The organism is Parageobacillus sp. KH3-4, from assembly GCF_022846435.1.
Classification (GTDB): Bacteria; Bacillota; Bacilli; order Bacillales; family Anoxybacillaceae; genus Parageobacillus; species Parageobacillus thermoglucosidasius_A.
In genome coordinates this window covers 418,631-437,055 of sequence record NZ_AP025627.1, presented here as the reverse complement: position 1 = coordinate 437,055, position 18,425 = coordinate 418,631, and the positions used below count along the sequence as shown (strand labels likewise).

18 protein-coding genes are annotated in these 18,425 nt (G+C 47.8%); 2 read left to right on the top strand and 16 right to left on the bottom strand.

The window, feature by feature from the left end; translation table 11 throughout:
* Positions 1 to 9 precede the first annotated feature (9 nt).
* The 4 genes from hisD to MWM02_RS02120 form a co-directional block, all read right to left on the bottom strand.
* Entirely contained in the window at positions 10 to 1,278 is a 1,269-nt protein-coding gene (gene hisD / locus MWM02_RS02135; protein WP_064552135.1) for a histidinol dehydrogenase, read from the bottom strand.
* Positions 1,279 to 1,292: 14 nt separating this feature from the next.
* Positions 1,293 to 1,913: an ATP phosphoribosyltransferase gene (hisG, locus tag MWM02_RS02130; protein WP_064552136.1), complete on the bottom strand. Its 621-nt coding sequence runs from the start codon at positions 1,911 to 1,913 to the stop codon at positions 1,293 to 1,295.
* Positions 1,914 to 1,916: 3 nt separating this feature from the next.
* Positions 1,917 to 3,098, bottom strand: a complete 1,182-nt coding sequence (locus tag MWM02_RS02125; RefSeq protein ID WP_064552137.1) for an ATP phosphoribosyltransferase regulatory subunit — start codon at positions 3,096 to 3,098, stop codon at positions 1,917 to 1,919.
* 215 nt (positions 3,099 to 3,313) lie between these two features.
* The gene (locus MWM02_RS02120) at positions 3,314 to 4,303 is read right to left on the bottom strand and encodes a hypothetical protein (protein ID WP_244402851.1); all 990 of its coding nucleotides are present in this window, start codon (positions 4,301 to 4,303) and stop codon (positions 3,314 to 3,316) included.
* 287 nt (positions 4,304 to 4,590) lie between these two features.
* Between MWM02_RS02120 and MWM02_RS02115 the strand changes: the two genes are divergently transcribed.
* The gene (locus MWM02_RS02115) at positions 4,591 to 5,046 is read left to right on the top strand and encodes a MarR family winged helix-turn-helix transcriptional regulator (RefSeq protein ID WP_081260370.1); all 456 of its coding nucleotides are present in this window, start codon (positions 4,591 to 4,593) and stop codon (positions 5,044 to 5,046) included.
* Between the two features lie 240 nt (positions 5,047 to 5,286).
* On the opposite strand, the gene MWM02_RS02110 is transcribed toward MWM02_RS02115, so the two are convergent.
* From MWM02_RS02110 to MWM02_RS02055, 12 genes are all read right to left on the bottom strand, one after another.
* The gene (locus MWM02_RS02110) at positions 5,287 to 5,802 is read right to left on the bottom strand and encodes an acyltransferase (protein WP_064552140.1); all 516 of its coding nucleotides are present in this window, start codon (positions 5,800 to 5,802) and stop codon (positions 5,287 to 5,289) included.
* On the bottom strand, positions 5,799 to 6,446 hold the full coding sequence (gene ppaX, locus MWM02_RS02105) for a pyrophosphatase PpaX (RefSeq protein WP_064552141.1): 648 nt from the start codon (positions 6,444 to 6,446) through the stop codon (positions 5,799 to 5,801). Before ppaX ends, MWM02_RS02110 begins: the two co-directional genes overlap by 4 nt.
* Positions 6,443 to 7,381 (bottom strand): nucleoside recognition domain-containing protein, encoded by a 939-nt coding sequence (locus MWM02_RS02100; protein ID WP_064552142.1) that lies wholly within the window; start codon positions 7,379 to 7,381, stop codon positions 6,443 to 6,445. The genes ppaX and MWM02_RS02100 overlap by 4 nt, the downstream gene beginning before the upstream one ends.
* A gap of 17 nt (positions 7,382 to 7,398) precedes the next feature.
* Positions 7,399 to 8,208: a prolipoprotein diacylglyceryl transferase gene (lgt, locus tag MWM02_RS02095; protein WP_244402850.1), complete on the bottom strand. Its 810-nt coding sequence runs from the start codon at positions 8,206 to 8,208 to the stop codon at positions 7,399 to 7,401.
* A 20-nt stretch (positions 8,209 to 8,228) separates the two neighbouring features.
* Entirely contained in the window at positions 8,229 to 9,164 is a 936-nt protein-coding gene (gene hprK, locus MWM02_RS02090) for an HPr(Ser) kinase/phosphatase (protein ID WP_064552144.1), read from the bottom strand.
* Between the two features lie 116 nt (positions 9,165 to 9,280).
* Positions 9,281 to 9,640, bottom strand: coding sequence for a phage holin family protein (locus MWM02_RS02085; RefSeq protein WP_064552145.1), 360 nt, complete (start codon positions 9,638 to 9,640; stop codon positions 9,281 to 9,283).
* A 39-nt stretch (positions 9,641 to 9,679) separates the two neighbouring features.
* Positions 9,680 to 10,756 carry a DUF4097 family beta strand repeat-containing protein gene (locus tag MWM02_RS02080; RefSeq protein ID WP_244402849.1) on the bottom strand — a complete coding sequence of 359 codons (1,077 nt, stop codon included), beginning with the start codon at positions 10,754 to 10,756 and terminating at the stop codon, positions 9,680 to 9,682.
* A gap of 21 nt (positions 10,757 to 10,777) precedes the next feature.
* Positions 10,778 to 11,104 (bottom strand): magnetosome magnetite crystal formation protein family, encoded by a 327-nt coding sequence (locus MWM02_RS02075; protein ID WP_064552147.1) that lies wholly within the window; start codon positions 11,102 to 11,104, stop codon positions 10,778 to 10,780.
* Between the two features lie 92 nt (positions 11,105 to 11,196).
* Positions 11,197 to 14,061, bottom strand: coding sequence for an excinuclease ABC subunit UvrA (gene uvrA / locus MWM02_RS02070; RefSeq protein WP_244402848.1), 2,865 nt, complete (start codon positions 14,059 to 14,061; stop codon positions 11,197 to 11,199).
* 10 nt (positions 14,062 to 14,071) lie between these two features.
* Positions 14,072 to 16,051, bottom strand: coding sequence for an excinuclease ABC subunit UvrB (gene uvrB, locus MWM02_RS02065; protein ID WP_064552149.1), 1,980 nt, complete (start codon positions 16,049 to 16,051; stop codon positions 14,072 to 14,074).
* Positions 16,052 to 16,223: 172 nt separating this feature from the next.
* A complete protein-coding gene (locus MWM02_RS02060) occupies positions 16,224 to 16,445 on the bottom strand; it encodes a CsbA family protein (protein ID WP_064552150.1) in 222 nt (73 codons plus the stop codon).
* A gap of 14 nt (positions 16,446 to 16,459) precedes the next feature.
* The gene (locus tag MWM02_RS02055; RefSeq protein WP_244402847.1) at positions 16,460 to 17,647 is read right to left on the bottom strand and encodes a PDZ domain-containing protein; all 1,188 of its coding nucleotides are present in this window, start codon (positions 17,645 to 17,647) and stop codon (positions 16,460 to 16,462) included.
* A gap of 233 nt (positions 17,648 to 17,880) precedes the next feature.
* Between MWM02_RS02055 and MWM02_RS02050 the strand changes: the two genes are divergently transcribed.
* Positions 17,881 to 18,369 (top strand): MerR family transcriptional regulator, encoded by a 489-nt coding sequence (locus MWM02_RS02050; RefSeq protein ID WP_064552152.1) that lies wholly within the window; start codon positions 17,881 to 17,883, stop codon positions 18,367 to 18,369.
* Positions 18,370 to 18,425: the final 56 nt, after the last annotated feature.

Genomic DNA, 18,425 nt, shown 5'->3' with positions numbered 1-18,425 from the left:
CCGTCCCCCTTATTTTTTGAAACGTTCCTCAACGGCGCGCGCATGTGCTTCAAGCCCTTCGAGTCTTGCGAACGCCGCGATTTTTTCGGCATTTCGTTTCAGCGCCGGTTCGCTGTAAAAAATGATGCTCGATTTTTTCACAAACTCATCCACGCTTAATCCGCTCGAAAACCGGGCCGTACCATTCGTCGGCAGCACGTGGTTCGGACCGGCGAAATAATCGCCGACAGGTTCGGAGCTGAAGCGCCCTAAAAAAATCGCTCCTGCGTGGCGGATTTGGCCAAGAAGCTGCATCGGTTCAGCTGTCATTACTTCCAAATGCTCCGGCGCCAATTCATTGACGACTTCCACCGCTTCCGCGAGCGTTTCCGTGACGTAAATGGCTCCGTAATTCTCGATCGCCGAAGCGGCAATCGCTTTGCGCGGCAGCGTTTCGAGCTGTTTTTCGACCTCGCTTGCGACCGCGAGCGCCAATTTCATCGACGGAGTGACGAGAATCGCCGAAGCGCGCTCATCATGTTCAGCTTGCGACAACAAGTCAGCGGCGATTTCGTTCGCATTTGCCGTTTCATCAGCCAACACGACGATTTCGCTCGGTCCGGCGATCATGTCAATCGCCACTTGCCCAAACACTTCTCGTTTGGCAAGCGCCACATAAATGTTGCCTGGTCCGAAAATTTTATCGACCGGACGAATCGTTTCCGTTCCGTACGCGAGCGCGGCAATCGCCTGCGCGCCGCCGACTTTATATATTTCTTTCACGCCCAATTCATTGGCCGCGACTAACACGCCGGCCGGGAGCGTCCCGTTTTTATTTGGCGGAGATGCGATCACGATTCGTTTGACTCCAGCCACTTGAGCAGGAATAACGTTCATAAGCACCGATGACGGGTACGCCGCCGTCCCTCCTGGAACGTACAGCCCAACCGCATCGAGCGGCGTTATTTTTTGTCCAAGCATCGTGCCGTCTTCTTTCGCGGTGATCCATGATTCCTTCTTTTGCCGCTCGTGGTAATCGCGAATGTTTTCCGCCGCTTCGCAAATGATGCGAAGCGCTTCCTCGCTGATGTTTTGATACGCCGTTTCGATTTCTTCGTCTGTCACGCGCAGCGAATCGAGACGCACGCCATCGAATTTTTCCGTATAGCTTTTCAGCGCTTCATCGCCGCGGGCGCGCACAGCGGCAATAATCTCCAACACCGCACGCCGCTGTTCTTCCGTCCCCGATTCGATGGTGCGGCGCAATGATACACGGCTTTGCACTCGTTCGACTTTCACTGTTTTCCTCTCCTTCATTGCGGAATGACTTCTGACAAACGGTGGACCAACACGTCAACTTCTTCGTCTTTTATTCGATAACTAACCGGATTGACGATTAATCTTGATGTGACATCAGCGATTTTCTCCAACTCCACAAGCCCGTTTTCTTTCAGCGTCCGCCCGGTCGAGACGATATCGACGATGCGGTCGGCAAGCCCAATGAGCGGAGCGAGCTCGATGGAACCATTCAGCCGAATAATTTCGACTTGTTCTCCTTGTTCGCGAAAATAGCTCGAGGCGATGTTCGGGTATTTCGTCGCCACGCGTGGCGCAATTTGCGGCATGCGCCCGTTTGGCAAGCCCGCCACTGCCAAATGGCATTTACTAATCTTTAAATCTAAAAGTTCATATACATCACGTTCTTCTTCCATCATAACGTCTTTGCCGGCGATGCCCAAATCGGCCACCCCATGTTCGACGTATGTGACAACATCCATCGGCTTGGCAAGAATAAGGCGCATATTTTCTTCAGGCACTTCCATCATCAGCTTTCTTGATTCGGCGAATTCCGCCGGGAGCAGATATCCCGCTTTTTGCAACAGTTCGAGCGCTTCGGCGAAAATCCGCCCTTTCGGCATCGCAATCGTCAGCACCGCTCACTCCTCCTTTCCTCCGCTGCCGAGTAAATAGGTAATCGGCTGATATTTCTTGCTGTATGCGTCAATATCGCGGATGCCTAAAATATGCTGGAGCACGACGCGCTTTCCTTCCCGCCGCTTCGTTCTCGCAAGCTCAAGCGCTTCAGCGAACCGCTCTTGGCTAAACACGATGCACTCGATCGCCGCCTCCGCCTCCGATTCCCCAAGCGCTTCAATTAATCGGTCGACGCGAATGCCAAACCCGGTCGCTGGAGCTTTTCGCGAAAATTTTTCCAGCAATTCGTCGTAGCGACCGCCATTTCCGATCGGAAAGCCAACATGTTCGGCATATACTTCAAATAAAATGCCCGTATAATAACTCATATGGCTGACGAGCGTCATATCGATTTTCACCGCGTCGTCCACACCGTATAGCCGAAGCGCGCCAGAAAGTTCGCAGAGCTCGTTGACTGCACGCTTTCCTTCCTCGCTATGGACAAGCTCTCTGGCGTTTTCCATCGCCTGGTCGTTGCCGCGCAAATGCAATAATTGGAGCAAGCGTTTTTGATCGATAGAAGAAAGAGGAAGGGACTTTACGTGTTCGCGGTAGCCGACGTAATTTTTTTCGTATAAAAAGCGGCGCAATACGCTGGCGCGCTCTTCGTTTCCTAAAATTTCTAAAAACAGGGCATTGACGTAGCCGATATGGCCGATCGCCACCGTGAAATGCCGCAGTCCAGCTTGTTTAAGCGCTGCGATCATGACGCTAATGACTTCTGCATCGGCTGAGACCGTGCCGTCCCCAATGCACTCAACACCGATTTGCTCAAATTCCGCCGGACGCCCGCCTTCGCGCTGCTGGGCGCGGAACACGTTAGCGTTATAAGCGAGTCGGAGCGGATTGCCGTCTTTATAAAGACGGGAAGCAGCCAGCCTTGCGATCGGGGCGGTCATATCGGGGCGAAGGACAAGAGTATGCCCTTGCTGGTCAAGCAGCTTAAACAGCTGATGGTCGTCAATCGCCGAAGCGGCGCCGACTGTCTCATAATATTCCAACGTCGGCGTTTCGATCAATTCATATCCCCATGTTTCAATTTCACGAATCATCGCCTGGCGAACGCGTTTTTTGATTTCATATAAAAACGGTAATGTATCGCGCATGCCGAGAGGTTTTTCAAACATAAACAATTTTTTCGTCATGTCCCACACGTCCTTTATGACAAATACTTTAGTTTGCTAATATGGTAGAGAAGTGAAGTTATTAGTAGTTTACTCCTCATAAACCCGTACGTCAACTATAAAATACATTTTAGGCAAAAGTGACGTACAAAAAGGATAAATCCAGCGAAAAGAATTTAGAAAACAACAAAACGAGCAGGATGGCGCACCACCTGCTCGTTCATACTTTCCTCCTATCAAACACCCAACTCCTGTATTAAACGCTGAAATGTATAAAACGCCGGTTTCGGAGTATAATCATCTCGCATAATACCAAATTGATGGAACAGATCATTAATGGAACTGTCCGCATCACGCAAGCCAAAAAGCTCATAATGTGTGATGTTAAGTTCTTGGCGTAACGCATAAACAGTTCGGATGATCGCTTCCAGCACCTTAGCCTGATGTTCATACGATCTGTCTTCGCCGGTAAAAGGATGTTTTCCGGTAGGCCAACCGTTCTCGGTAATCCGTATAGGAACCGATTCGGGTATGTGGGCAGTCTTCAGATTTTTTTCGCGAAAACGGCGCAACACATACTCCACGGAAGCCGGTATATCTTTCAGGTCAATCGATTTTTCAAATACATCCGTATAGAAATTATATCCGACATAATCCAATGACTCGACAAAAATTCGTCCGCCCAGCTGAAAAATGCTTTCCCAGAAATCCGGAACAACCGGACCAAAATGATCTGGAACCGCAGCGAACCCGATATTCACCTGCACGTTAGCCGCTTCCGTTTCCTCTTTCGCTGCAATAACTCCCTGCACCAAAGCGTTTTGGACGTTCGGTTTGGAGCCTTCCGTAAACGTCAAGTTCGCTTCGCCCGTAATTTGCAAGGAATCGAGAGCAAAGCTATATTGTCTGATGATGGCACGAATCAGCTCGAGCCAGCCATCTAGCTCCATCCCTGCGTCTTGAAATCCTAGCGCCATATCCCACTTGAATCCCCACTTTACTCCCAAGTTGACATAACGTTCTACGTAAGATAAGACTTTATTTACCGATTCGGGTCCGACATAGACAACATAGGTTCTAGGCAATAACGATTTTTCTGGCCCCTGAAGCTCTTTTAATGCCGAATAAATTTTCTCATAATCATCCTTCGGCCCAACTGCTAAGCCTGTCGGCGTCCCCGCTACACTAAACGGATAAACCCCAAAAATTAAACCAGACGAAATCATAAAAGAACCCTCTCTTCCTTATGTTTTGAGAAATCATGCAACCCAACGAGTTAGGTTTGTATGATGCTGCCTGCTTGCCTTGGCAACGAATGAAATTGAATTGTGATTCGCATCAAGATAAACTAACTTTAGTAAATAAATGTTTTCTACAACCCACAAAATATTTAATAAATATTTACTTTTATATTCAGGATAATGTTGAAATAATTTAAATTAACTCAAATAAATAATAAATAATTATTTACTAAATATCAATGTGCTTTTGAAAAAAGAAAGGATGCATGCAAATGACACGGATTCAAAAAATCGCCGAAAGCTTTGCCCAACTTCTTCCCCTGTTTGATAATAAAGTTTTCAAACCGATCATCCAGGCTACCCCGATTCCGAAAAAAAAATCGGATTTGACTCATTTGCAGTATCACATTTTAGAAACTTTGTTCCATGCAAAAACAGGAATCTCGATGACGGAGTTGGCCCAACACTTAAGAATTTCCAAACAGCAATTAACCCCTCTGATGCGAAAATTAGAGGAGAAAGGCTATGTAATAAAAGCGCAAGATTCTACTGATAGACGAGTTGTTATACTGATGCTGACGGAAAAAGGGAAAGGCATTGTAAAGAAGCGCTGGGAGGAAATTTATCGCCTATTTTGTGACAGGTTAGAGAAACTGAGCGAGGATGACTTGATGGACTTGGACTATGCGATCACCAAAATGATCCGAATTATGGGCAAGCTGGAATAAGTCTCATTTCCAAACGGCATATGCACATTAACAGCAAAAACCAAAACGTATAAATCTATCTCAAAAATAAAGGGATTAGAGCTCTCTTGCCAATTGGACGAAAGGGAGAAAGGAATGGATGTGAAGAAGGAACCTGATTGTTGACAATCTACCAAATGAACCTTGGGAACTGCCAAACTCGCTGGATGAAGGAGAAACCGGTCTCCCACCTCTACATAAATGGTAGGTGGGAGACTTAATCTATTCGGAATGGTCTTTTCTCCGCTCCATCTCTTCTTTCGTGTAAATAATTCGCATCGGATTGCCAGCGACAAACGCTCCGGCCGGAACATCTTTATGAACGACAGTGCCGGCGGCGACGACGGCGCGATCGCCAATGACGACGCCAGGAAGCACGGTCGAATTGGCGCCGATCATCACTTCATCGCCGATAACGACATTGCCGAGACGGTATTCATCAATTAAATATTCATGCGCCAAAATCGTCGTATTGTAGCCAATCACGCAATTGCGGCCGATTTGAATTTTTTCCGGAAACATAATATCCGGCATGACCATAAAAGCAAGCGCCGTTTTTTCCCCGATTTTCATGCGCAAAAACGTGCGGTACAGCCAGTTTTTCACCGCTAAAAACGGCGTATAGCGGCCGATTTGAATGACGATCACGTTTTTGAGCACTTTCCAAAACGACACGGTTTTATAAATTTGCCACAAGGAATTTGCGCCTGATAACGGATATTTCGTCGTCCGTCTCACGCATTTTTCACTCCTACAATCGCCAATAAATCGCTCATTTTTTCAAGCATAAAATCCGGCTCATATTGCTGTAAGTACTCCCGCCCTTTAATCGTCCATGCCACTCCTGCCGTTTTCGTGCCAGCGTTTTTTCCTGCCAAAATATCGTGATAATTGTCGCCGACCATTAACGCTTCATCCGGCGTGGATCGCAGCAAATCGAGCGCTTTATAAATCGGCTCTGGGTCCGGCTTCGCATGCTTGACGTCATCAAGCCCAACGACGCAGCTGAAAAACGGCTCTAGCCTTGTTTTCTTTAATCCTCTTACCGCTGTTTGATGAATTTTTGTCGTCACGACGCCAAGGCGAAAACCATTTTTGTATAGCGTTTCGATCGTTTCATACACCGTTTCAAATTCGCGGATGAGCGCGTCGTGCTGCGCGTGATTGAAGGCGCGATATGTATCGATCATTTCTTGCGCGCGCGACGGATCTAACGCGTTGAACGTTTCATCAAGCGGGGGGCCAATAAACGGCAAGACGTCCTCGCGCGTATATTTTCCCGGATAATATTTTTCTAACGTATGCAAAAACGATCGAATAATTAATTCGTTTGTATCAACCAACGTCCCATCGAGGTCAAACAATATCGTCCGAATATTCATAGCGTCGCTTCCTTCCTTTTTGCTTCCTCCCCGCGATTCCAAATAAAGCTGACAAGCATCGTTAATAAAATGGCGGTCGTCAAGCGGATGATAAGCAGCGGCCACACCGGAATCCCAAGCGGCACAAACACTAGCGTGTCTTCGACAACCGCGTGGCAAGATACGAGAAAAATAAACGCCAGCGTCAAATCACGCTTCGATACCCCGTCTTCTTTGACCGCCTGAATCATCACGCCTGCACCGTATGCTAGACCAAACACGAGTCCAGCCGCCAGTGTCAACGAAGTGTTTTCTTTCATGCCGAGCGCTTTTGTCAACGGCGCCATCCAGCGTGAAAAAACATGAATCCACTTTAGCTCTTTCAATATTTGAATTCCAATCATCAGTGGAATCACGATCACCGCTAACTGCACGATCCCAAGGCACGCTTTTTTTATCCCGGCAAATAAAATAGCTCCCCAGCTTGTTAGCTGCTCTGAAGAACTGGAAACAAAGCCATATTGCGCCGTCTCACTTCCTCCTTGCCAAAGATGGTGAATCAGTAGCGCGGCAATGATCGCCAGACTGAGGCGAACGACGACCATTAACGCAATGCTCATTCCCGTTCTCGAGGCAACAGTCGACTCGATAAGCAAGTTGTGGGAAAACGAAAGCATTACCGCTAAAATCAATACTTCTTTTACCGTTAAATCCAACGTTAAAATCGCGCCAATTCCCGCGTACAAGTTCAATAAGTTGCCGAGCACAAGCGGAATTGCCGCGTCTCCCGGAAGCCCGATCCATTTCATCAACGGAGTGACAAGCTGAATGATCCATTGCAACACAGGGGTATGCTGCAAAATGGACACGAGGAGCGTTATAGGGAAAATCACTTTTCCAAGCGTCCACGTCGTCTGCAGGCCAACTGCAAGCCCCCGCCGTAATATTCCAACCATGTCTCTTCTCCCCTTTTCTAATCGTTATACCGCTCCTTTGCCAACCCTTTCTTTCTGCGAAATACCCATAAACATACCGAAAGTATAATAAGCATAACAGAAACGACTTGCGCGATGCGAAGGTGACTTGTCAACATCAAACTATCGGTGCGCATCCCTTCAATGTAAAACCGACCGGCCGAATACCAAATTAAATAGCTGAGAAACAATTCGCCACGCCGAAGATTGACGCGCCGCAGCCACAGCAGCAGCAAAAACCCGGCAAAATCCCAAAGCGATTCATATAAAAACGTCGGATGGTAATATTGACCGTCAATATACATTTGATTAATAATAAAATCCGGCAAATGCAAGCTTTCCAAAAACTCCCGCGTCACCGGGCCGCCGTGCGCTTCCTGATTCATAAAATTCCCCCAGCGCCCGATCGCCTGCCCTAAAATGATGCTTGGCGCCGCAATGTCCGCAATCTTCCAAAACGAAAGCCCTCTCGCTTTCGCAAAGACGATTCCTGTCGCGACCGCGCCGAGCAATCCGCCGTGAATCGCGAGACCACCTTCCCAAATTTTCGGGATTTCTGATAGATGTTTCGAATAATAACTCCACTCAAAAATCACATAATAGGCGCGCGCGCATAAAATCGCGATCGGCACCGCGAACAAAACGAGGTCGACAAACGTTTCTTTTGGGAGTCCGCGCCGCTCCCCTTCCCTCGTCGCCAGCCATAATCCGATCAATACACCCGTTCCGATAATGACGCCATACCAATAAATCGTGATCGGGCCGAGATGCAAAAAAACACGGTCTAGCGGTTGAATCGTCGCATCCATCGCTTTATTCCTCCTAACTGTTATTCGTAATCATGCTCGCCATCTTCAATCGCATCGGTCAAGCGCGCGGAAAACTCCTCCGCCGCGTTTACCCCCATTCGTTTCAAGCGGAAATTCATTGCGGCCACTTCGACAATCACAGCCAGATTTCGTCCCGGTCGCACCGGTATCGTCAATTTCGGCAATTCTGTGTCAAGAATTTTTACTTTTTCTTCTTCCAACCCGAGACGATCGTATTGTTTATTCGGATCCCAAAGTTCCAAATCGATCACTAACGAAATGCGTTTATGCGTCCGCACCGCTCCGGCGCCAAACAATGTCATCATATTAATAATGCCTAACCCGCGGATTTCCAGTAAATGTTCAATCAACTCTGGCGCGCTGCCAACGAGCATTCCTTCATCTTCTTGGCGAATTTCGACACAGTCGTCCGCGACGAGCCGATGACCTCGTTTTACTAATTCAAGCGCCGTTTCGCTTTTGCCAACTCCGCTCTTGCCAGTGATTAATACTCCGACGCCGTAAACATCGACCAACACACCGTGAACCGCTGTGGTCGGCGCCAATTTACTTTCCAAATAGTTCGTCAAGCGGCTCGCAAGGCGTGTTGTTTTCATCGTTGAGCGCATCACCGGCACCGATTGCCGCTCAGAAGCTTCCATCAATTCCGGCGGAACTTCCAGCCCGCGCGATACGATAATCCCTGGAGTAATATCGGTACAGAGCTGCTCCATTCTTACTTTTTTCTCTTCTGGGCTTAACGTTTCATAAAACGAAAGCTCCGTTCTGCCTAACAGCTGAATCCGTTCGGCCGGATAATACGCGAAATAGCCCGCCATTTCAATGCCGGGGCGGGACAAGTCGCTCGTCGTAATCGGACGGTAAATTCCTTCCGCGCCGCTCACCAATTCCAGCTGGAACTTTTCGATAATATCTTTTGTGCGCACTTTCGGCATGTCGGAATTTCTCTCCTTTCTTGTCTTTTTTCATTTTAGCATTTTTCTTTCTCGCATTGAAAGGGAAACATCCACCCAACAAAAAGAGGCGGATGCCCTTGTTCCGCCTCAAACGTTTATTTTTGTAACAACGGTTCAATGATCGCTTTTTGAACGAGCAAATGGAAAAAGGAAAGAACAATCGAAGCGAGAAGCGCCGTGCCGAATCCATCAATTTCAAAGGCGTCACCCATTAACGCTGCCGTCATCAGCAAAGTAATAGCATTAATGACGAACAAAAACAATCCGAGCGTCAAAATCGTCGCAGGCAATGTTAACAAAATTAAAACGGGACGCACGACAACGTTTAAAATGGATAAAATCATACTCGCAATAAAAGCGGCGCCAATGCCGCTAAATTGAATGGAATCAAAATATCCGTCAATTGCCATCAATAAAACCGTATTCACAAATACGCCAATTAACCAATTAATCATTTACTATCACCGTCTTTTTCATGATGTTCTTCCATTTACTCATACCCCTTCTTCCATCATTTGCAGAGAAACGGAGCCCGCTTTCGAATCCGCATAAATATGAAGCGGTTGTTTGGAAGGGTTTTCACATGCAAAGCGGATCATTTTTTGCGCAGTTTCCTGTTTTTCCTCTACAGGTGATACGTTCGGGTGCTGACAGATCAAACTGCCGAGGTTCGTTCTCATTTCGCCTTCCAAACATATATCGCGGGGAAGCCGCAATGCAATATTTCCCGTGACCGTTTTTCCGGTAATGACCCCATCTTCTCTTTCCGTTGCGTACGTAATCCCGCCGCTAAACGTCCGCAGCCGCGCGTAACGGTTATTTCCATTCAGTTTGATTTCCCCATGGATCGTCTCCGCTTCCACTTCCTCTACCGCACTACGCTCAAGAATAATCGATCCATTTGCCGTCTCTAATTCCGCTTTTTCAGCGAAAAGGCGCTGAAGCGTGATCGAACCGTTTACGTTTTTAATATGCAGCTCATTTGCGTGTAGGCGCTCGATATCGACATTCCCATTAAAAAGGCGAAAATGTACATCTTGATAGCGTGCTTGCGGGACATAGATCGTCGCATTTGTTTTCATAAACGGTTTCGCGACGGAAAAGCGGAAACGTCCGTTTTGCACGAAAAACAACGTCTCTTCTATAAATGACCGCCGCGCCGCATCCGGTGATTCAAGACGATAAACTTTCGCTTCACATTCGACGCGAACGTCCGCTTGTTCCCATGGCACCACTTTTATATTTCCGTTGGCAATATGCACATCGATTTCTTGCAAAGCGACATTGTTTTGTTGAAAAATATGTCTCACTTCCATCGGATTGGCAAACGGAAAATCAAATTCTTTCACTTTTTTTACGGTTGCATCTAAAAAATCAAACAATTTCTCTTTCAGCGAATCCATTTTTACGGAATGCTGTTTTGCATTCGAATGCGACTCGGACGCATGATGCAGATCAAGCAAGCCGGTGTTGCTTTTTTGTTCGTCTAACCTTTCGAGCAGCGTAAGCGCCTCTTCTACTGTAAGTTTCCCTTCCTGCACCATTTTTAATATGCGTTTTTTCTCTTCCATGGATGCTTCCCTCCATTTATTTCATTTTAATACCCGGATTCCTTGAACAATATTCCAAACCACAATGACCAAGTTGACAATTCCCGCTATGGCAAAACCGATCCATACAAGTCCGCCTCCTACTAAAAAAGAAATATCGTTATATTGCTGCGTAACCCCCATAGAAATGCCTAGAATAATGAAAAATGCAATCGTGGCGGCCGGAATGCAATGGGAAAGAAACGCTTTTTTCGCATGTTTTTTCACTTCTTGATCATCGGTCACAAAATAAACGATAATCGGAAAAACAAATCCGGCAAAAAGAATGCTGAAATAACATAATGATGCGAGCACTTTGTTGGAATTCACGAAAAACTCCTCCTTTTGTTTTTTATATACGACCGCGGTCAAGAAAAGTTTCATGAAGAAGATACGATTAGAGAAAAGCAAAACGGCAAAGGCTATGCCCTTGCCGTTTCATACAACGCCCGCATTCGTTCGCGGTCGCGTTGCAGTATTGGTTTTAAATAGCGGCCAGTATACGAATTTTCTGCTTCGGCCACTTCCTCCGGCGTTCCCGTTGCCACGATTTGTCCTCCTTGTTCGCCGCCTTCTGGCCCAAGATCGATAATGTAGTCCGCCGTTTTAATGACGTCAAGATTGTGCTCAATCACAAGAACAGTATCCCCGTTCTCGACTAAGCGCTGCAACACTTTCAATAAGCGGGCAATGTCGTCGACGTGAAGCCCGGTCGTCGGCTCGTCTAAAATATAGAGCGTCCGGCCTGTCGAACGGCGGTGCAATTCTGCAGCTAATTTGACACGTTGCGCTTCTCCGCCCGACAATGTCGTTGCCGGCTGCCCAAGCTTCATATACCCTAAGCCGACATCATACAGCGTCTGTAATTTCCGTTTAATTTTCGGGATATTCCCGAAAAACTCAAGCGCATCTTCCACCGTCATCTCGAGCACTTCCGCAATATTTTTTCCTTTGTATGTCACTTCTAGCGTTTCGCGATTATACCGTTTGCCATGGCATACTTCACACGGAACGTACACATCAGGCAAAAAGTGCATTTCAATTTTAATAATGCCGTCGCCATGGCACGCTTCGCATCGCCCGCCTTTGACGTTAAAACTGAAGCGTCCTTTTTTATACCCGCGCACTTTTGCTTCGTTCGTCGCCGCAAACACTTCGCGAATATCATCAAACACGCCCGTATATGTCGCCGGGTTGGAGCGAGGCGTACGGCCAATCGGCGATTGGTCAATGTCAATGACTTTATCTAAATGTTCAAGCCCTTTAATCGTTTTATGCTCGCCTGGCTTCTCTTTCGCACGGTGCAGTTTTTGCGCAAGCGCCTTATACAAAATTTCATTGACGAGCGTGCTTTTGCCGGAACCGGATACGCCGGTGACCGCGACAAACGTGCCAAGCGGAATTTTGACCGACACGTTTTTTAAGTTATTTTCTTTCGCGCCAACAATCTCAATCCATCGTCCATCCGGCTTGCGGCGCTCGCTTGGAATAGGGATGAATTTTTTTCCCGATAAATATTGCCCGGTGAGCGAGTCCGGGTTGTTCATCACTTCTTGCGGCGTTCCGGCTGCAACGACTCGGCCGCCGTGAATGCCCGCGCCCGGCCCGATATCAATTAAATAATCGGCGGCAAGCATCGTATCTTCGTCATGTTCGACGACAATAAGCGTGTTGCCGATATCGCGCATGCTTTTTAACGTCGCGATCAAACGGTCATTATCGCGCTGATGAAGCCCAATCGACGGCTCGTCCAAAACGTAAAGCACCCCGGTCAAGCGCGAGCCGATCTGCGTCGCCAGGCGAATGCGCTGCGCTTCTCCGCCCGAAAGCGTTCCAGCGGAGCGGTTGAGTGTTAAATAATCGAGCCCGACATTCTTTAAAAAACCGAGCCGCTCGCGGATTTCACGCAAAATGAGATGGGCAATCTTCTGCTCTTTTTCGCTTAGCTGCAAGTTTTCGAAAAACGCAAGCGCCTCCGTAACTGAGAGCGCCGTCACTTCGCCGATATGTTTGCCGCCGACGAGCACAGCGAGGCTTTCTTTTTTCAAACGGTTTCCTTTGCACGTCGGACATGGCTGCTGCGCCATATATTTTTCCATTTGTTCGCGAACATAATCAGAACTCGTTTCACGATAGCGGCGCTCAACGTTCGGAATAACTCCTTCAAAAACGATATATTGCTCGCGAATTTGCCCGAAATCGGTCTGGTAGCGGAAGTAAATTTTCTCACCGCCGCTGCCGTATAAAATTTTATCGAGCTGCTCCTTCGGCAAGTCTTTTACTGGCACATCCATGTCAATGCCGTAATGGTTGCACACCGCTTCCAACAGCTGCGGATAATATTGCGAGCTTTGCGGCTCCCACGGAGCGATGGCGTGCTCGCGCAATGTCAGCTCATCGTTCGGAATGACTAAATCAGGATCGACTTCGAGCGTCGCACCGAGGCCGTCACAATCCGGGCATGCGCCGTACGGGCTGTTAAACGAAAACAGGCGCGGCTCGAGCTCGCCAATCGAAAAGCCGCAATACGGGCACGCATGCTTTTCGCTAAACAGCAGCTCCTCCTGGCCAATGACATCAATCAGCACTTTTCCGTCCGCAAGCTTTAAAGCGGTCTCTAACGAATCCGCCAAACGCGAAGCAATCCCGTCTTTGATGATAATCCGGTCGACGACGACTTCGATCGAATGTTTTTTATTTTTCTCGAGCTCAATATTTTCTGTAAGCTCCCGCATTTCCCCGTCGACGCGCACGCGCACATACCCTTGTTTGCGAATGTCCTCCAGCGTCTTCGCATGCGTCCCTTTCCGGCCGGAAACGATGGGAGCGAGAATTTGCATTTTCGTTCGTTCTGGATAGGCAAGAAGCCGGTCGACCATTTGTTCGATCGTCTGCGATGTAATTTCGATGCCGTGCTCCGGACAAACCGGGCGGCCGATGCGGGCAAACAAAAGCCGCAAATAATCGTAAATTTCCGTGACCGTTCCGACGGTCGAACGCGGATTGCGGCTCGTCGTCTTCTGGTCGATTGAAATCGCCGGCGACAGCCCTTCAATCGCATCGACATCCGGCTTATCCATTTGCCCTAAAAACTGGCGGGCGTACGCTGAGAGTGATTCGACGTAGCGCCGCTGTCCTTCCGCATAAATCGTATCAAAGGCAAGCGACGATTTCCCCGAACCGGAAAGCCCCGTCAACACAACAAGCTTGTCGCGGGGAATTTCGACATTGATATTTTTTAAATTATGGGCTCTCGCACCTTTGACAATGATTTTATCAGTTGCCATATATTCACAATCATCCTTCCGCTTTTAACTCGAAAATAATATCGCGTAATTGGGCAGCCCGCTCGAAATCGAGCGCCTTTGCCGCCTCTTTCATTTCTTTTTCCAAATCGGCGATCAGCTTTTCCCGTTCTTTCTTCGTCATTTTGCCGTAAGACGGCTTTGCATCGTATGTTTCTTTTTCTTCCGCCGCATACGTCGCGCGGATGACATCGCGGATTTCTTTCTTCACCGTCTGCGGCACAATGCCGTGCTCACGGTTATACGCCTCTTGAATCGCACGGCGCCGTTTTGTTTCATTAATCGCAATTTCCATCGATTTCGTAATCGTATCGGCGTACATAATGACATGGCCATTCGCGTTTCTTGCAGCGCGGCCGATCGTTTGGATCAGTGAACGTTCCGAGCGCAAAAATCCCTCTTTATCCGCATCCAAAATGGCGACAAGCGATACTTCTGGAATATCCAGCCCTTCCCGCAACAAGTTGATTCCAACAAGCACATCGTATTTGCCAAGCCGCAAATCGCGAATGATTTCAATGCGCTCGAGTGTTTTAATTTCCGAATGCAAATACGCGACTTTAATGCCGACTTCTTTCAAGTAATCTGTTAAATCTTCCGCCATTTTTTTCGTCAGCGTCGTCACGAGCGTCCGTTCATTCCGCTTCACGCGCTCCTGAATTTCCCCGATTAAATCATCGATTTGCCCTTCAATCGGGCGGACGTCAATCGTCGGATCCAACAGCCCCGTCGGACGAATAATTTGTTCGACGACTTCCGGGCTATGTTCGAGCTCGTACGGACCAGGAGTGGCGGAAACATAAATAATTTGGTTGATTTTTTGCTCAAATTCCTCAAACGTTAACGGACGGTTATCAAGCGCAGACGGCAAGCGGAAGCCATGGTCGACAAGCACTTGCTTTCTCGCCCGGTCTCCGTTGTACATACCGCGGAGTTGCGGCAATGTCACATGCGATTCATCCACGATGATTAAAAAATCGTCAGGAAAATAATCGAGCAGCGTATACGGCGTCGAGCCTGGCGGGCGCAACGCCAAATGGCGGGAATAGTTTTCAATTCCCGAACAAAAGCCCATTTCCCTCATCATCTCTAAATCGTAGCGCGTCCTCTGCTCAAGCCGCTGCGCCTCTAGCAGTTTCCCTTGTTCCCGCAATTCGCGCAGCCGCTCTTCTAACTCTTTTTCAATATTTTCGATCGCTAAGCGCATCTTTTCTTCCCGCGTCACGAAGTGGGAAGCCGGAAAAATCGCGACATGCTCGCGTTCCGCGATAATTTCCCCCGTCAGCGCGTCGACTTCGCGAATGCGGTCAATTTCATCGCCAAAAAATTCAACGCGAATACAATGCTCGTCCCGAGAAGCAGGAAAAATCTCAACGACATCTCCGCGAACCCGGAACGTTCCGCGTTGAAAGTCAATGTCGTTCCGTTCATATTGGATATCGACAAGACGGCGCAGCAAAACATTGCGCTCGATTTCCATGCCGACGCGCAGCGACACGACAAGTTCACGGTATTCTTCCGGCGATCCTAACCCGTAAATGCACGATACGCTTGCGACAATAATGACATCGCGCCGCTCAAACAGCGCCGATGTCGCCGAGTGCCGCAGCTTGTCAATTTCGTCGTTAATCTTTGCGTCTTTTTCAATATACGTATCCGTCTGCGGCACATACGCCTCCGGCTGGTAATAATCGTAGTAGCTGACAAAATATTCAACTGCATTGTTCGGAAAAAACTCTTTTAACTCGCTGTATAATTGCCCTGCTAACGTTTTATTATGGGCAATCACAAGCGTCGGTTTGTTTACTTCTTTAATGACGTTCGAAATCGTAAACGTCTTTCCTGTCCCCGTTGCCCCTAACAGCGTTTGGTGCTTTACGCCTTTGCGAATGCCTTCGACCAGTTTGGCGATCGCTTGTGGCTGATCTCCTTGCGGCTTATATGCCGACACTAATTCAAAACGGTCTCCCACCGATTCGACCTCCTGTTTCGTTTCATCTTAATTTTCATTGTAGCACATCAGCAAAAAAGATGCATAAAAAAGCGAACTTATATTCGTTCCAAAATAGAAAACGACTTCCAATGAAAAAACGAACGGCATTTTTGCCGTTCGCCGCGATTAAACATGACTGTATGTCGTGCGATTATTCTTTTAACTGTTTTACCATTTTTCCCGCATACAAAAACCCAACCGTCGTTGATACGATATCCGCCAAAATTTCATGCAGCTCGTCCGTGTATCCTCTAAAATAGGAAGCGACGAGTAACGCGACTGTCAACAACGTCCCAATATAATGATTATACGTAACGCGAGTAAATAACAGCACAAGCAAACATGGCACAATTAACGCAATAATAAACCACATACGAAATCCCCTTATTAGACGGCTTCTAACGCCCATTTTTCCCGCTCTTTGACAAACAACAGACCAAGCTCATGATGTTCGTCTTCATATAACGCTCCTTGGACGAAACGAACTTCTTCATTTTCGTCCACCACTTCTAATTTACAAAATGCCCGGTTTCGTTGCAACGCTTCATAAAATTCCGTTTCCGTTTTTACCGGCACCCCGTTCACTTTCGTGATCACTTCGCCAATTTGCAGCCCCATTTTTTCCGCCTTCGAGTGTGGAAGAATGCCTAAAATGACAAGCCCATGTTCACGCTTCGAAAAATGCGGAGGCTTCAAGCGGTCTTGTCGATGCAGGGAGAAAGCAAGCCATTCTCTTCCGATCAACGCAAGCGCCGCCGCAACTATTGAAAGCGGCACATACCAATATCCGCCTATGGCAAACAAGCTAACCATCCATGCGAGCAGCATCATTTTTTGGCCGGCGAAACGAATCGAAGTTTTCGGGAGCGTCCCTTGTACGCGCTGGGAAAATCCGATGAAAAACGGCACAAGCATCAATGAATAAGAATCCCCGTCACAAGGAAACAACGGCCACCATGAAAATGGCGGTGGAAGCTCCCCGGCCACCGGAAGCAATACAGGAACGAACCAAAGCCGCTGTGACCAGTGCTCCCCAACGACAAAGCCGCGCTTGCTTTTCGCTAGCTGCGGAGATGTTTCGATGGCGCCGTTACGTAAAATAAGCCACGCTTCTACAAAAAGCAATAAGGCGAGCAAAATCGCGAGCGCCGCCACATTCGTCTCGCCAAGCTCTGGAAAAAAGCGTTTCAAAGCCGGGAAAATTTCTTTATCGTTTGCTAGAAAACTAACAATCAACAACGTCGTTCCCACCGTATACGCTGGAGAAAGCAGCCGCATTTGCAACGTCAATCCAAACGCGATCGTCACAAGTGCAATGAGTGAAACAGCATCACGCGGCAACGCGACGCCGGCAGCGATAGTCGCTAGCGATAAAATCAACCCAGCAGCGAGGCCGCTTCGCCAAAAAAACTTGCTTTCATGATACGGACTGTATACGCGAATATGAAAATATTTTCTTTCCCGTTTTACACGCCGCCATCCAGCGGCAAGCGCCAACACTATTCCGTAGTAAAACAACGGCTGCACAAATAGCCGCAAAACACCTCGGAGCGCTTCCAACACCCATATGGACATACCGCCACCACCTCGTTATATTCGCGACCCTTTATTTTTTATTCTACCAAATCGCTGTCATAAATCCTATGATCGCACGCATATTTTTTTCAGCAGCTTTTGCCACTTGATGCCGAACTGTTCCGCATCACCACTTTCTTTGCCGAATCCGCACTAGTTTTGTCAAGCAGAAAGGAATTTCCGCCGCGGTGGAAAATGATATAAAACAAGATGGAAAAGGAGGAATCATGTAGATGGAATTAAAAACAAGCAATATCGCGAAACGCCTTGGAGTATCGCCGAAAACGATTCAGCGCTGGGTAAAAAAATATCATATCCCATGCAAGAAAAATGAAGCGGGCCACTACGTATTCGACGCCGAAGCGGTCTCTCTGTTGGAACAAATAAAATTTGAACAAGGAGCGGCATTGGAACAACGCGACAGCCAAGAGCCGCCAAACCAATTCTCCGCTGAAGCGCTATTCACCGTTTACAATCAGCTTGCCTCCCGCCTCCAGCACATCGAACACAGGCTCGATCAAAAAGCCGACGATGTCGTTTCCGTTCAGCTTCTCCAGCATCGTCAAGAAATCGAAGAATTAGCCTCCCATCTTCATAAACTCGAACAGCGCATTGCCAAATTAGAAGAAAACGCAAATAAAGAACAAGCGGACGCAGCGGAAAAAACCAAGAAAAAACCGAAACGCCGCGGTCTCGGCCACTTTATGAGTTTGTTTCCGTAATTCTCATTATTTCAAAAAACTCCTTTACTCTTTTTCGAGAAAAGGAGTTTTTTTGC

What these genes read in the sequence shown, in the direction of transcription:
- MWM02_RS02050 (WP_064552152.1), top strand. Translation starts at nt 17,881, where the DNA reads ATGGAATTAAAAACAAGCAATATCGCGAAACGCCTTGGAGTATCGCCG.
- MWM02_RS02100 (WP_064552142.1), bottom strand. Translation starts at nt 7,381, where the DNA reads ATGGTTGGAATATTACGGCGGGGGCTTGCAGTTGGCCTGCAGACGACG.
- hprK (WP_064552144.1), bottom strand. Translation starts at nt 9,164, where the DNA reads ATGCCGAAAGTGCGCACAAAAGATATTATCGAAAAGTTCCAGCTGGAA.
- MWM02_RS02125 (WP_064552137.1), bottom strand. Translation starts at nt 3,098, where the DNA reads ATGACGAAAAAATTGTTTATGTTTGAAAAACCTCTCGGCATGCGCGAT.
- MWM02_RS02055 (WP_244402847.1), bottom strand. Translation starts at nt 17,647, where the DNA reads ATGTCCATATGGGTGTTGGAAGCGCTCCGAGGTGTTTTGCGGCTATTT.
- ppaX (WP_064552141.1), bottom strand. Translation starts at nt 6,446, where the DNA reads ATGAATATTCGGACGATATTGTTTGACCTCGATGGGACGTTGGTTGAT.
- MWM02_RS02120 (WP_244402851.1), bottom strand. Translation starts at nt 4,303, where the DNA reads ATGATTTCGTCTGGTTTAATTTTTGGGGTTTATCCGTTTAGTGTAGCG.
- lgt (WP_244402850.1), bottom strand. Translation starts at nt 8,208, where the DNA reads ATGGATGCGACGATTCAACCGCTAGACCGTGTTTTTTTGCATCTCGGC.
- MWM02_RS02080 (WP_244402849.1), bottom strand. Translation starts at nt 10,756, where the DNA reads ATGGAAGAGAAAAAACGCATATTAAAAATGGTGCAGGAAGGGAAACTT.
- MWM02_RS02060 (WP_064552150.1), bottom strand. Translation starts at nt 16,445, where the DNA reads ATGTGGTTTATTATTGCGTTAATTGTGCCATGTTTGCTTGTGCTGTTA.
- MWM02_RS02085 (WP_064552145.1), bottom strand. Translation starts at nt 9,640, where the DNA reads ATGATTAATTGGTTAATTGGCGTATTTGTGAATACGGTTTTATTGATG.
- MWM02_RS02115 (WP_081260370.1), top strand. Translation starts at nt 4,591, where the DNA reads ATGACACGGATTCAAAAAATCGCCGAAAGCTTTGCCCAACTTCTTCCC.
- uvrA (WP_244402848.1), bottom strand. Translation starts at nt 14,061, where the DNA reads ATGGCAACTGATAAAATCATTGTCAAAGGTGCGAGAGCCCATAATTTA.